This is a genomic window from Thermodesulfovibrio aggregans (genome assembly GCF_001514535.1).
Lineage (GTDB): Bacteria > Nitrospirota > Thermodesulfovibrionia > Thermodesulfovibrionales > Thermodesulfovibrionaceae > Thermodesulfovibrio > Thermodesulfovibrio aggregans.
The window spans coordinates 761285-775280 of the sequence record NZ_BCNO01000001.1 but is presented as its reverse complement, the minus strand read 5'-3'; the positions used below and the strand labels follow the sequence as shown (position 1 = coordinate 775280).

Below are 13996 nucleotides of genomic sequence, written 5' to 3'. Positions count from 1 at the left end.
CTCAATTATATCATACAGTAAAACAAACCACCACACCACAGACAGGCTCCACAGGGAACTGTGTTGGTGTAGCAGTCATAAAGAAAATCTTCAAACTCCATAAGGTCACAGAGAGCAAAGTTACAGTCATAACAGTAGGGAAAGTCATATCTTAAAACAGATTCAATAAATTGACGATATTCATGAGAGTTGAAAATCTCTAATGGATCTTTTTCTCTTACATTTCCAAATGTCCATCTTTTAACTGCCTTTTTTAAACCTCCAATATAGCAGGTGAAACTATGCCAGAGAAAATAACAGGGCGAGACTTCTCCATCAACTCCTACATACATGCATTTTTCTTCAAGAAAATCGCATTTTCTAAGTGGTGTTGGATTTGTTCCTGGAATCTGAAAGGAAATCTCATTTTTTCTGCATATATTTTCTACTTCCTGAAGTAATGCTCTGACAGTGTTGATTAATTGATCATCTCTATTTATAAGATTCTGCATGTGAAGAGTAAGTCCTTTGCTTGCAGCTTCGTCATACATGGATTTAAAAAGTTTCATTGGCTCGTTTTCTTCCGGGAAAAACTCCGGTAATGCTTTCTTTTTCATGAGCTCAAGCCAGTCATCTATGGTATAGCCTGCAGTTTCAAGGCGACTAACCCACTTTTTGAATATCTTTACTGCCTCTTCATTATTTGTTTCATAGGCAACTTTTTTCGAATTTTGCGGGGAATAGGGAATTAGATGCGAAAGAATCAGGAAGTCAATTTTGTACTTTAAAGACTCTTTTACTGTAGGAATAATCTGCTCAAGATTATCAGTAGTTATTACAACCTCTACTCCACTCTTAAGAGTCTTTGCTCCATTTGATTTTGCCCTGGCAATGACATCAAGAGCTTTTTCTCCGAATTCTGGAACATGAAGACCATTGAGAGGCACGAGACTATCAATAGAAACACAGATTTTATTTAAACCTGCCTTAATAAGTTCTTTTATTTTTTCATCTGTTAGAAGAGCTCCATTTGTTTGAAAACCAATAAAAGAATCCTCAGGCATATGAGCTTTTGCAAAGGCAATAAGTTTTTCAATATCTGGATGCATAAGGGGCTCGCCGATTCCATTTAATACAAGACTTTTTACATGAGGTAAAACTGTTCTGAGTCTTTCAAAAGTCTCAAAATCCATATCAATATCAGGCTGGAGATAATTAGGGCTCTGTTTTGGGCAGATCTCACAGTGAAGATTACATCTTGTTGTAACTTCTACTGATAGTCTTTCAGGAACACTGATCATGTGCCCATCTGCCAGCTATGTAAATACTCATACTGTTCCTTTGTTAAAGTGTCAATCCTTATCCCCATAGATTCAAGCTTTAATCTGGCAATTTCTCTGTCAATCTCTTCAGGAACAGAGTATACCTTTTTTTCAAGTTTTTTTGCATTTTTATAAATATACTCAGCAGACAGTGCCTGATTGGCAAAGCTCATATCCATAACTGCTGCAGGATGCCCCTCAGCAGCAGAGAGATTCACAAGACGTCCTTCTGCTAAAAGATATATTCTTTTTCCATTTTTTAGAGTATATTCTTCAACAAAGTCTCTTATTATCCTCTTTGATTTTGCTAACTCTTCCAAACCTTCAATGTCTATCTCCACATTAAAATGACCTGTATTTGCAACAATTGCACCATCTTTCATCTTTGAAAAAATCTTTTCTGATATAACATTTATGTTTCCTGTAACAGTAACAAAAATATCACCTACCTTAGCTGCCTCTGCAATAGGCATTACATCAAAACCATCCATTACCGCTTCAAGTGCTTTAAGAGGGTCAACTTCTGTAACAATTACCCTTGCACCCATTCCCCTTGCTCTCATTGCCACACCTCTTCCACACCATCCATAGCCGCATACGACAAATATAGACCCGGCAAGCAATCTATTGGTTGCCCTCAGTATTCCATCTATTGTGCTCTGTCCTGTGCCATAGCGATTGTCAAAAAGATGTTTTGTATAGGCATCATTTACAGCAATTACAGGATACTTTAGAGCTCCATCCTCTGCCATTGCTCTTAGACGAATTACTCCTGTGGTTGTCTCCTCTGTGCCTCCAAGGACATTTTTAAGAAGTTCTTTTCTTTCTTTATGAAGTGTTGAAACCAAATCTGCTCCATCATCCATTGTTATGTGGGGTTTTATATCAAGAGCCTGATAAATGTGTTTGTAGTATGTATCTCTATCTTCACCCTTAATAGCAAAAACAGGAATTTTATAAAATTTCACAAGTGCTGCTGCTACATCATCCTGTGTGCTCAGTGGATTTGAGGCACAGAGAGCAAGCTCTGCACCTCCTTCTTTTAGTGTAATCATTAAATTGGCTGTCTCTGTTGTTACATGAAGACATGCACTGAGTCTTACACCCTTAAGAGGCTTTTCCTTTTTAAATCTTTCTCTTATCATTCTCAGCACAGGCATATCCATCTCTGCCCATTCAATGCGGAGTTTACCTTTCTGGGCAAGTTTGATATCTTTTATGTCATACTTTAACAAAGCTCTGCCTCCTTTCTAAGGGTCTCTGCCATGTCTGTTTGTTCCCATGTAAAATCTGGATCAGGCCTTCCAAAATGACCATAGGCAGCAGTTTTCTTGTAAATAGGTCTGCGAAGTTTAAGCTTTTCAATAATTCCTTTAGGAGTTAAATCGAAAACTTTCTTTACTATCTCCTCTAACTTGAAGTCTTCAACTTTACCTGTACCAAATGTATTGACATAAACTGATACAGGCTCTGGAACACCAATTACATAGGCAATCTGAATTTCAACCCTTGTACACAATCCTGCTGCAACAAGATTTTTTGCAATGTATCGTGCCATGTATGAACCAGAACGGTCCACCTTTGTAGGATCTTTACCTGAAAAACATCCTCCACCATGCCTTGCAACTCCTCCATAGGTATCAACAATTATCTTTCTTCCTGTAAGTCCTGTATCTCCCATAGGACCACCTATTACAAATCTTCCTGTTGGATTTATAAAGTACTGAACGCTTTCTTCATCCAGAAGTTCTCTTGGTATAACAGGCTTTATAACTTTATCAACTATATCCTCTCTCAGCTCTCTTAGTGTAATGTCTGGTGCATGCTGGGCTGAAACAACTACACTGCGAACCTGATAGGGCTTGCCATCTCTATACTCTACCGTAACCTGAGTTTTTCCATCAGGTCTGAGATAGGTGAGAATATCTTTTTTCCTTACCTCTGCAAGTTTCATAGCAAGCTTATGAGCAAGCATAATTGGCATTGGCATCAACTCTTCAGTTTCGTCACAGGCAAATCCAAACATCAGTCCCTGATCACCGGCACCTCCTGGATCAACTCCCATAGCAATATCAGGAGATTGCTCGTGAATTGAGGTAATAACTGCACATGTCTCATAATCAAAACCATACTTTGCCCTTGTATAACCTATTTCTTTTACTGTCTCTCTTATTACTGAAGGGATATCAACATAACACTCTGTTGTAATCTCTCCTGCAACCATCACCAATCCTGTGGTTACCAGAGTTTCGCAGGCAACTCTTGCATAGGGGTCTTTTTCAATCATTGCATCAAGGATGGCATCTGAGATCTGATCTGCCACTTTATCTGGATGTCCTTCTGTTACTGATTCTGATGTAAAAATATAGTCCTTTCTGTCTCCTAACATTTTTTCCTCCTAAAGCATTCTTATCAATTCTTCTGCTATCTGAACAGCATTCAATGCTGCACCTTTTCTGAGATTGTCTGAAACAATCCACATATTTATGCCATTTTCAATTGATTCATCTTCACGAATTCTACCAACAAAAACTTCATCTCTACCTGACGCATAAATTGGAAGAGGATACTCGTTTTTTTCAGGATTGTCTATAACAACAACACCTGGTGCTTTGCTTAAAATCTCACGAACTTCCTGTGCTGTAATCTTTTTTTCTGTTTCTATATTGACACTTTCACTGTGACCTCTAAATACAGGAACTCTTACTGTTGTAGCAGTAACTCTGATTGAAGGGTCTCCCATAATCTTTTTTGTTTCATTAACCATCTTCATCTCTTCTTTTGTATAGCCATTTTCAAGAAATTTATCTATGTGTGGTAAAACATTAAATGCTATCTGATGGGGATAGACCTTTATTTCAATGTCTTTAAAATTAAGTAACGCCACTGTTTGCTGAAGAAGTTCATCCATTGCTTTTTTGCCTGTTCCAGATACTGCCTGAAAAGTTGTCACAACAACTCGCTTTATCTTAGCTACATCATGAATTGGCTTTAATGCAACAACCATCTGAATGGTTGAACAGTTTGGATTAGCAATAATTCCCTTATGCCACTTAAGATCATGGGGATTTACCTCAGGAACTACTAAAGGAACCTCTGGATCCATCCTCCACTGGCTTGAGTTATCAATAACTACACAGCCAGACTTTGCTGCAACTGGTGCCCAAATTTTAGACCTTTCAGCACCGGCTGAAAAAAGTGCTATATCTATACCTTTAAAAGAGTCTTCCTTGAGAGTTTCAACAGGTATTTCCTCGCCTTTAAAACTAAGTCTTACACCTTCACTTCTCTCAGAAGCAAAAAGTCTGAGAGACTCAACAGGAAAATCTCTCTCTTCCAAAACAGCAATCATTTCATTTCCAACTGCACCTGTTGCACCTACAACTGCTACAACATATTTTTCTTTCTTTTTAAGCATGTTTTATACCTCCTATGCCTTCTGGCAATTCAAAGTTTAAGATTCAAGTTTTAATGGCAATTCGGTTACATATTTTGCAACCAAATCACCAACTTCGGCTGTTGAATATCCCATTTTTCCTGCTGCAAGGCTTTTAAGATGCTTGCTTGTCACTTCCATAACTGCCCTTTCAATTAGTTTTCCTGCCAATTCCTCACCAAGATTTTCAAGCATCATTCCAGCAGCGCATATGGCAGCAAGAGGATTTATAACTCCCTTACCTGTGTATTTTGGCGCAGAACCTCCAATTGGCTCAAACATGGATACGCCTTCAGGATTTATGTTACCTCCAGCAGCAATTCCCATTCCTCCCTGTATCATTGCACCAAGATCAGTGATTATATCGCCAAACATATTATCTGTGACAATCACATCAAACCATTCTGGATTCTTCACAAACCACATTGTTATTGCATCAACATGGGCATAATCAGTTGTAATATCTGGATATTCTTTTGCAACTTCATAAAATGTTCTTTCCCAGAGGTCAAAAGCAAAGGTTAATACATTTGTTTTTCCACAGAGGGTAAGCTTTTTATTTTTATTGCGTTTTCTACAATACTCAAAAGCATATCTTATACATCTTTCAACACCCTTACGGGTATTAATTGAAACCTGTATTGCAACTTCATCAGGTGTTCCCTTTTTAAGAAAACCTCCAGAGCCTGTGTATAGTCCTTCTGTATTTTCTCTTACAACAACAAAATCTATGTCTTCGGGTTTTTTATCCTTAAGTGGGCAGTCAACTCCAGGGTAAAGCTTTACAGGACGAAGATTCACATACTGGTCAAGTTCAAAACGAATTCTCAAAAGTATTCCCTTTTCAAGGATACCAGGTTTAACCTGCGGATGCCCTATAGCACCAAGATATATGGCATCAAATTTTTTAAGCTCTTCAATGGCACTATCTGGAAGAGTCTCACCTGTACGAAGATATCTCTCGCCACCAAAATCATAGTAGGTGTAATCAAGTTTGAAACCAAGTCGATGGCTCACAGCATCAAGCACTTTTACTCCCTCACGAATAACCTCTGGTCCTGTACCATCTCCTGGAATTACAGCAATTTTGTAAGTCTTCATTTTATACCCTCCATAGTTAATCTCTTTTTTGTCCATTCAACAAGACCACCAGCTTTAATTAATTCTTGCATAAAATCAGGAATTGGCTTGGTTTTATAATTTTTCCCCTTTGTTAAGTTCACAATCTCACCGCTATCCATATCAATCTCTATTTCATCTCCCTCACTTGCTTCATCTACTAATTCGGGAACTTCAAAAATTGGAAGTCCAATATTGAAAGCATTTCTGAAAAATATTCTTGCAAAACTTTTTGCAATAACTGCCTGAACTCCCGCTGCTTTAATTGCAATTGGTGCATGTTCACGGGATGAGCCACATCCGAAATTTTTTCCTGCAACTATGATATCTCCCTCTTTAACCTTTGATGGAAAATCTTTATCAGCATCTTCCATAACATGCTTGGCAAGTTCTTTAGGATCTGAAGTATTAAGATATCTGGCAGGGATGATGGCATCTGTGTCAATGTTGTCACCAAATTTCCATATTTTTCCTCTTATTTTCATTAGAATCTCCCTCTTATTCAAAAAATTAATTTATAATTTTACTGCATAAATCTTATAGTAATCAACTACTATTTTAAATCTTTCTTGACATCGCATTTTTTCTTGGTGTATGTTAGTAATTACTACCATGAAAGATACAAAAATAAAAATTCTTCAGGCTGCACTTAAGCTTTTTTCTCAAAAAGGTTATCTTGGCACAACTACTAAAGAAATAGCAAAGGAAGCAAATGTTGCCGAGGTGACTCTTTTCAGGTATTTTAAATCAAAAGAATCCCTTTTTATTGATGTTCTCAAAAATCAGTCATTTCTGCCTACACTTAAAGACCTTTTCCCCAAATTAAAAGAGATGGATTATAAAGAATCTTTGAAAACCATTGCTAAATATTATTTTGATTTACTGAAAAAAAAGAAAGACTTAATATGTATAATGCACACAGAGATTTTTCAATATCCAGCCGAGATTAGAGCAATCCACAGCAAAATGATTCATGAAGTATATCTTGTTTTTGCTTCCTATCTTGATGAGCTTAAAAATAAAGGGATACTTAAATATGATTTGGATACTACCTATGCATCTCTGGCATACTTTGGAATGCTTTTTAACCTTTTTATTAAAAAAGAACTTCTCAAGAAAAAAATAAATTTAAAGAAAGCCTTATCTACCTACATTGATATATTTTATGAAGGAACCAGGAGGATTCAATGAAAATTAAAATACTGATTTTTTTAATATTTTTCTTTGTTGCTCAGCAGAGTTTTGCACAGCAAAACTTAACAATCTCAGATGTTTTCTCTCTTGCCCTAAAAAAAGCTGAAAAAATCAGAATTGCCGAGGAAAATATAACAATATCAAAAGAAGGAAAATATAAAGCACTGGCAGGACTTCTTCCTACTTTGACAGCTTTTGGTAAATACACTGACTACTACAATGAAAAAATTGTCAACAATCAAATAATTCAGCCTGACAAAAGCATGCTTTGGGGAGTAACACTTGAGGAAAAACTCTCTCTTGGCGGAAAGGAATTCATAAATTATGCAATATCAGGGCAGAATCTTACAAAAACAGAGTTTGATGTAACTTCCTTTAAAGAGCAGTATCTCCTCAGGGTTGCTCAGGACCTTTATGGTTATCTAATAGCAAAAAGAGCAGTAGAGATTGCTGAAAGTAATGTGGAAAGATTAAAAAAGCACAGAGATGCAGCAAAGATAAGGCTTAAAGTTGGAGAGGTTACGAAAACTGACCTCTTAAGAGCTGAAGCTGAACTTAGTGGGGCAGAAGCTGAGCTAATAGCAGCTAAAAACAATTTAAAGGTTGCAAAAGCTGTTCTGGCAAGGGATGCCGGAATAGAAGGAGACTTTGAAATAATAGAAAACAAGCTCCGCGATCCCTATTTAAACCTTACTGTTGACCATGTTAAAGCTCTTGCAAAGGAATTAAGACCTGAGATAAGGGCTGCTTCAATTTCGAAAGATATTGCCAAAAAAAATGTTGACTATGCTATTGGTTCTTTTTTCCCATATCTGAGTCTTTCTGCTACATATCAAAAACTTGACCAGAGCCCTTCCAATCAGATGACAAACAAAGAGTCAAAATATGCAATTGCTTCAATTAATTTCCCGATTTTTGAAGGCGGTCTTAGAAGAGCAGAAGTTAGCGAAGCTAAAGCTAAGCTAAGACAGGCAGAACTGCAGTATGAGGATACAGTCAAAGAAGTTTTTATTGATGTAGAGTCTGCCTATCATAACTACATAACTTTCAGAGACACAATTAAATCACTTGAGGATGAAGTAGCCTTTGCAAGAGATAACTTCAACTCTGTATTCAAACAATATCAGTTTGGTCTTGCCTCAAGTCTTGATGTAACCGATGCAAATACATTTCTTGTTACTGCTGAAAGAAAGCTTATGGAAGCTCAATACAACTATCAGCTTGCAATACTAAGGCTTAGACAGTCAACAGGAACACTGCTTAAAGCATTTAGAGACAATGAAATTGTTGCTCAGGAGACTGATAAATGACTCTCAAAGGAATTGGTGAGAAATTTAAAAATTCAAAAAAGATTAAAATCATTCTGTTAATTGTTATTGCTTTAGTAGCTTTAATCTTCATGGGCAAAGAAATTTATTACTACATTGTTTATGAAAGAACTGATGATGCCTACATTGAAGGAACAATAGTTCCTATATCTCCCCAGGTCTCTGGAAAAGTTGTCAAGGTTTATGTTGACTATAACCAAAGAGTAAAAAAAGGTGAACCTCTTGTGGAAATAGAGCCAGATGACTATTTAGCAGATGTGAGAGCAAAAAGAGAAAATGTAAATACACTGTCCAATCAGTTAAAGGAAATAAGCTCTCAATTGAATGAAGCAATGGCAAAACTCAAAACAATGGAAGCCAATCTTCAGGCAGCCCATGCCCAGAGAGTGCTTGCTGAAAAGGAATTTCAGAGAATTAAAGGACTTTATGAGGAAGACCTTGTCTCAAAAAGCAGGTTTGACTCTCAGGAAGCAGCCCTGAAAGTAGCAATAGCCCAGGAAAAAGCTGTAGAAAGTCAGATAAAGGAGATTAAATCATCAATAAATACTCTTACAGTAAAATTAAAAACTCAGCAGTATCAGATAGGAAAAGCTCAGGAAGAATTGAAGATTGCTGAGATAAACTTAAAAAGAACTTTGATTGTCTCTCCAAGAGATGGAAGAGTGGCAAAAAAATCAGTAGAAGTAGGGCAATATGTTAAGCCAGGACAACTTCTAATGGCAATTGTTGATGAACAGGACATCTGGGTGGGTGCTAATTTTAAAGAAACACAGATAGAAAAAATGAGAGTTGGTCAGCCTGTAAAAATCAAAGTTGATGCCTATCCTGGCAAGGTTTTCAAAGGTCATGTTGCAAGCTTTCAGCCTGGAACAGGTGCTGTCTTCAGCCTTTTCCCACCTGAAAATGCCACTGGAAACTTTGTTAAAGTTGTTCAGAGAATTCCAGTTAGAATAATAATTGACACACCCTTTGATCCAGATTATCCTCTCTGGCCAGGAATGTCAGTGATTCCCTATGTAGATGTTACAGTTAATACGGGTGCAAAATTGAAAGATGTTATGGGAAAGCAATGATACTGAGAGTCCTTTTAATTTCTTTATTCCTCTTCTTCAGTCTTCAGTCTTCAGCCTTCAGCCTTGAGCCTGTTTACAGTCTTCAGGACTGTATTAATATAGCATTAAAGAAAAATCCTGAGATTCTTGCATCTAAGGCTACTGTTAACAAAAGCTTTTTTAAAATTGGAGAGGCTCGTTCAGGCTATTTCCCTCAAATAGACTTATCTTTGGGATATCAAAGGAGTTATCTGGAAAATAAAATAGGCGAAGAATACTCAAAACAGTATTCAGCTCAGATGAGCCTAAGTCAAACTCTCTTTGATTTTGGAAAAACTTCTAAACAGGTAGAAATTCAACAGCAGTTTTACAAAGCAACAGAGTGGCAGGACAGAGACACTGTTTTACAAACAATTTATAGTGTTAAAGAGAGTTATTACAGTATGCTTAAGGCAAAAAAGCAGAAAGAAACAGCTCAAGAAGTGCTTAAGCAGGCTCAAAGACATCTTGACCTTGCAAAGGGATTTTACGAGGTTGGACTTAAGCCAAAAATTGAGGTAACAAAAGCAGAGGTTGAGCTGAGCAATGCAAAGCTCAACTTAATTACAGCTGAAAAACAGCTTTCTCAAGCACTTTTAAATCTTAAAGTAGCAATGGGAGCAGTAGATATGCCAGATTTTGATATTAAAGATGAAGACTATGCTGTCAGAAAGCTTAATGAAAATGAAGCTATCCAGATTGCAATTGAGAGAAATCCTCAACTTCAGGCAATAAAATTCAATAAACAGGCTTCAATTTCCACAAAAGAATTGGTAAAAAAAGAATACTTCCCCACATTTACTGGTTCAGCAAGCTACGGATATCTCAATGAAGACTTTCCTCTGGATAAGAGATGGACAGTTTTCTTTCAGATGAGCCTTCCGCTGTTCAGTGGATGGTCAACCACATACAGGCTTAAACAGGCTGAGTCAGATATAGTTTATTATTCCTCCAAGGAAGACTCTTTGAGACAACAGATAACATCCCAGATAAAAAATCTTTTTGTTCAATTAAAAGAAGCATCCCAGAAAATAGAAACACTCAAAATTGCGTTAAAACAGGCAAAGGAAAATCTTGACCTTGCAATGGGAAGATATGAGGTTGGCATTGGAAGTTCTATAGAAGTCGTAGATGCCATAGTTCTTTTTGAACAGACAAACACACAGTACTGGCAGGCAATTTATGACTATAATGTAACCTATGCACAAATACAAAAAACAGTGGGATGGGTAGAATGAAAAAAAGAAAAAAAATAGCATTGATTTCAGCGGGATTTTTAATTATTTTGGCAGTTGTTTTTGTCATTCTTCTGTCAGGCTCAAAGAAAACAGAGTTCAAAACTGTCAAAGTTCAGAGAGGAGATATTGTCCAGACAGTAACTGCTACAGGAAATGTAAATCCTGTAACAACGATTCTTGTTGGAACAAGAGTTTCTGGAACAATTGTAGCCCTGTATGCTGATTACAACTCTATAGTTAAAAAGGGGCAACTTATTGCTCAGATTGATCCTACTCCCTTTGAAAATGATCTAAAACAGGCTGAGGCAGACCTTTACAATGCAAAATCAAATCTTTTCAAGGCTGATGTTACATTGAAGGATGCGGAAAGAACTTTTAAAAGAAAACAAGAACTATTCAAGCGTGATCTTATAGCTCGCAGCGAGCTTGATGATGCTGAGACAGCGTATAATACTGCCAGAGCTCAGTATGAGATTGCTCTTGCACAGGTTAAAAAAGCTGAAGCAGGGCTCAGGCAGGCAAAAACAAATCTTGGATATACGAGAATAGTTTCACCTGTTAATGGCGTTGTTATTGCAAAAAATGTTGAGGTAGGACAGACAGTTGCAGCAAGTTTTCAAACTCCAACACTTTTCACAATAGCTCCTGACCTTACAAAGATGCAGGTTGACACAAATGTGGATGAAGCGGATATATCAAAAATCAAAAATGGAATGGAGGCAACTTTTACAGTGGATGCCTATCCTGATAGAAAGTTCAAAGGAGTTGTATCTCAGATAAGACTTTCTCCTACAGTTACTCAGAATGTTGTAACCTATGATGTTGTAATAGCAGTGGATAACTCTCACCTGCTTCTTAAACCAGGTATGACTGCCAATGTTACATTTGTTACTGAGGAAAGGAAAAATGTTCTCAAGATTCCGAATGCTGCTTTGAGATTCAGAATGCCAAACACAACACCTTTAAAAGAACAGGGAGTATGGGTTTTAAGAGAGGGAAAACCTGTAAGAGTGAAAATAAAAACAGGAATAAGCGATGGTGAGTGGAGTGAAGTAGTTGAAGGAGATATAAGAGAAGGTGATAGTGTCATTGTTGAAATTAAAGCAAATAAAAAAGCATCGGATTCATCTCCTTCACCTCGTATGCCAAGATTTTAATTATGCCAGTTATAAAAGTTGAAAATGTTACAAAAGTTTACCGAATTGGAGAACAGGAATTGATAGTTTTAAACGGTATCTCTGTTTCAATTGAAAAGGGAGAGTTTGTCTGTATAATGGGCCCATCTGGCTCAGGTAAATCAACTTTTATGAATATAATCGGCTGTCTTGACACTCCCACCTCAGGCAAATACTATCTTGAAGAAATAGATGTCTCAACGATGGATGTAAACGAGCTTGCTGAGATAAGAAACAAAAAAATAGGCTTTGTTTTTCAACAGTTTAATCTACTTCCGAGAGCTACAGCACTTGAGAATGTCGAACTTCCTCTTATTTATGCAGGAGTTCCTGCAAAAGAAAGAAAAGAAAAAGCCCTGGAGACTCTTTCCCGAGTTGGACTTAAAGAAAGAGCAAATCACTATCCAAGACAACTAAGTGGAGGACAACAACAAAGGGTTGCCATTGCCCGTGCACTTGTAAATAATCCTTCAATAATACTTGCAGATGAGCCAACAGGGAATCTTGACTCAAAGGCAAGCATAGAAATAATGGAAATCTTTAAGAGACTCAATGAAGAGCAGGGACTTACAACAATCATTGTTACTCATGAGCCAGATATTGCAGCTTTTGGTAAAAGACAGATAAGATTTCTTGATGGTAAAATTATAAGTGATACTCAGTCATGATAGCCATTTCCTCTATAATTAACATAGCAGTACGTTCTCTTATCAACAATGCCATGCGTTCTTTTCTTGCCATACTGGGAATAATAATAGGTGTTGGTGCTGTTGTAACAATGATTGCAATTGGTCAGGGTGCAAGAGAAAAAATCTCTACTCAGATATCAAGTATAGGAAGCAATCTAATTCTTATTCTTCCAGGAGCAACCACGCAGGGTGGTATAAGGATGGGTACAGGAACGCAGCAAACCCTTACAATGGCAGATGCTGAAGCTATTGCCAAAGAGTGTTCTAATGTCTCTGCAGTAGCTCCAGTAATATCTGGAACAGCACAGGTCGTATTCGGAAATCAGAACTGGTCAACAGCTGTGCTTGGAACGACCCCGGAAATGACCACTGTTAGAGACTGGGAAATCGTCTCTGGAAGATTCATAACAGAACAGGATGTAAGAAGTGGAACAAAAGTAGCAGTAATTGGGCAGACTGTCAGTGAAAAACTATTTGGAGATCTTGAACCAATTGGCAAATTAATAAGAATAAAAAAAATACCCTTTGAAGTTGTTGGAGTTCTTGGTAAAAAAGGACAATCTCTCACAGGACAGGACCAGGACGACATAATATATGTCCCCATTACCACAGCTCAGAGAACACTTTTTGGTAATATTTTGCCAGGCAGAGTAAGATTAATCTATGCAAAGGCTCAGTCTATGGAGTCAATTCCTTTGGCAACAGATGAGATTAAATCACTTTTGAGACAGAGGCATAGAATTGGACAGGGTCAGGAAGATGATTTCACAGTAATGGACCTAACTCAAATGCTTAAAACTGCTGAAGAATCAACCAGAACCATGTCAATTCTTCTTGGTGCAATTGCTTCTGTATCATTAATTGTTGGCGGAATAGGAATTATGAACATAATGCTTGTCTCTGTTACTGAAAGAACAAGGGAAATTGGAATAAGAATGGCAGTGGGAGCAAAGCCAAAGGATATAAGAATGCAATTTCTCATTGAATCTGTTTTTTTAACAATGATAGGAGGAATTTTTGGACTTCTTTTAGGAATTGCAGGCTCTTTAATTGTTTCTAATTTAATGCAATGGCCTGTAAGTATCTCTCCTTTTTCAGCTTTTATAGCCTTCTCTTTCTCAGCCTTTGTAGGCATTTTCTTCGGATTTTATCCTGCCTATAAAGCCTCTATGCTTAATCCCATTGATGCATTGAGATATGAGTAATTTGTTATAATAAAAAATCTGGAGGGGTGGCCGAGTGGATTAAGGCGGCGGTCTTGAAAACCGCTGTAGGGTTACACCCTACCGGGGGTTCGAATCCCTCCCCCTCCGTTAACCTGACATTGACAGTTAAAAATTTAATCACACATTTTCAATCTTGTATGCTTCATAACTCGTTTTTCTTTAAATTGTCTGCTGTTTATTACAAATCCATAATATACAT

The 13996-nt window shown here is 37.3% G+C and carries 13 protein-coding genes and 1 tRNA gene; 8 read left to right on the top strand and 6 right to left on the bottom strand.

The features are described 5' to 3' along the window. Positions 1-5: 5 nt before the first annotated feature. The 6 genes from TAGGR_RS03895 to leuD are packed head-to-tail and all read right to left on the bottom strand — an operon-like array spanning position 6 to position 6341. On the bottom strand, positions 6-1280 hold the full coding sequence (locus tag TAGGR_RS03895; protein ID WP_059176039.1) for a radical SAM/SPASM family putative metalloenzyme maturase: 1275 nt from the start codon (positions 1278-1280) through the stop codon (positions 6-8). Beyond that, positions 1277-2536, bottom strand: a complete 1260-nt coding sequence (gene ahcY, locus TAGGR_RS03890; RefSeq protein WP_059176038.1) for an adenosylhomocysteinase — start codon at positions 2534-2536, stop codon at positions 1277-1279. Before ahcY ends, TAGGR_RS03895 begins: the two co-directional genes overlap by 4 nt. Next, on the bottom strand, positions 2530-3690 hold the full coding sequence (gene metK / locus TAGGR_RS03885; RefSeq protein WP_059176037.1) for a methionine adenosyltransferase: 1161 nt from the start codon (positions 3688-3690) through the stop codon (positions 2530-2532). Before metK ends, ahcY begins: the two co-directional genes overlap by 7 nt. 9 nt (positions 3691-3699) lie before the next feature. Next, complete coding sequence (locus TAGGR_RS03880) at positions 3700-4719, bottom strand: aspartate-semialdehyde dehydrogenase (RefSeq protein WP_059176036.1); 1020 nt, start codon at positions 4717-4719, stop codon at positions 3700-3702. 36 nt (positions 4720-4755) lie between these two features. Continuing rightward, on the bottom strand, positions 4756-5838 hold the full coding sequence (locus TAGGR_RS03875) for a 3-isopropylmalate dehydrogenase (protein WP_059176552.1): 1083 nt from the start codon (positions 5836-5838) through the stop codon (positions 4756-4758). Beyond that, positions 5835-6341, bottom strand: a complete 507-nt coding sequence (leuD, locus tag TAGGR_RS03870; RefSeq protein WP_059176035.1) for a 3-isopropylmalate dehydratase small subunit — start codon at positions 6339-6341, stop codon at positions 5835-5837. Before leuD ends, TAGGR_RS03875 begins: the two co-directional genes overlap by 4 nt. 127 nt (positions 6342-6468) lie before the next feature. Between leuD and TAGGR_RS03865 the strand changes: the two genes are divergently transcribed. From TAGGR_RS03865 to TAGGR_RS03830, 8 genes are all read left to right on the top strand, one after another. Continuing rightward, positions 6469-7047, top strand: a complete 579-nt coding sequence (locus tag TAGGR_RS03865; RefSeq protein WP_059176034.1) for a TetR/AcrR family transcriptional regulator — start codon at positions 6469-6471, stop codon at positions 7045-7047. Beyond that, a complete protein-coding gene (locus tag TAGGR_RS03860) occupies positions 7044-8360 on the top strand; it encodes a TolC family protein (protein WP_059176033.1) in 1317 nt (438 codons plus the stop codon). The genes TAGGR_RS03865 and TAGGR_RS03860 overlap by 4 nt, the downstream gene beginning before the upstream one ends. Beyond that, a complete protein-coding gene (locus TAGGR_RS03855; RefSeq protein WP_059176032.1) occupies positions 8357-9451 on the top strand; it encodes an HlyD family secretion protein in 1095 nt (364 codons plus the stop codon). Before TAGGR_RS03860 ends, TAGGR_RS03855 begins: the two co-directional genes overlap by 4 nt. Further along, on the top strand, positions 9448-10707 hold the full coding sequence (locus TAGGR_RS03850) for a TolC family protein (protein WP_059176031.1): 1260 nt from the start codon (positions 9448-9450) through the stop codon (positions 10705-10707). The genes TAGGR_RS03855 and TAGGR_RS03850 overlap by 4 nt, the downstream gene beginning before the upstream one ends. Further along, entirely contained in the window at positions 10704-11864 is a 1161-nt protein-coding gene (locus TAGGR_RS03845) for an efflux RND transporter periplasmic adaptor subunit (protein ID WP_059176030.1), read from the top strand. The genes TAGGR_RS03850 and TAGGR_RS03845 overlap by 4 nt, the downstream gene beginning before the upstream one ends. Positions 11865-11866: 2 nt before the next feature. Then, entirely contained in the window at positions 11867-12550 is a 684-nt protein-coding gene (locus tag TAGGR_RS03840; RefSeq protein WP_153000438.1) for an ABC transporter ATP-binding protein, read from the top strand. After that, positions 12547-13776, top strand: a complete 1230-nt coding sequence (locus TAGGR_RS03835) for an ABC transporter permease (protein WP_059176028.1) — start codon at positions 12547-12549, stop codon at positions 13774-13776. Before TAGGR_RS03840 ends, TAGGR_RS03835 begins: the two co-directional genes overlap by 4 nt. Positions 13777-13796: 20 nt before the next feature. Further along, positions 13797-13884: transfer RNA gene (locus TAGGR_RS03830), tRNA-Ser, on the top strand. Positions 13885-13996 lie beyond the last annotated feature (112 nt).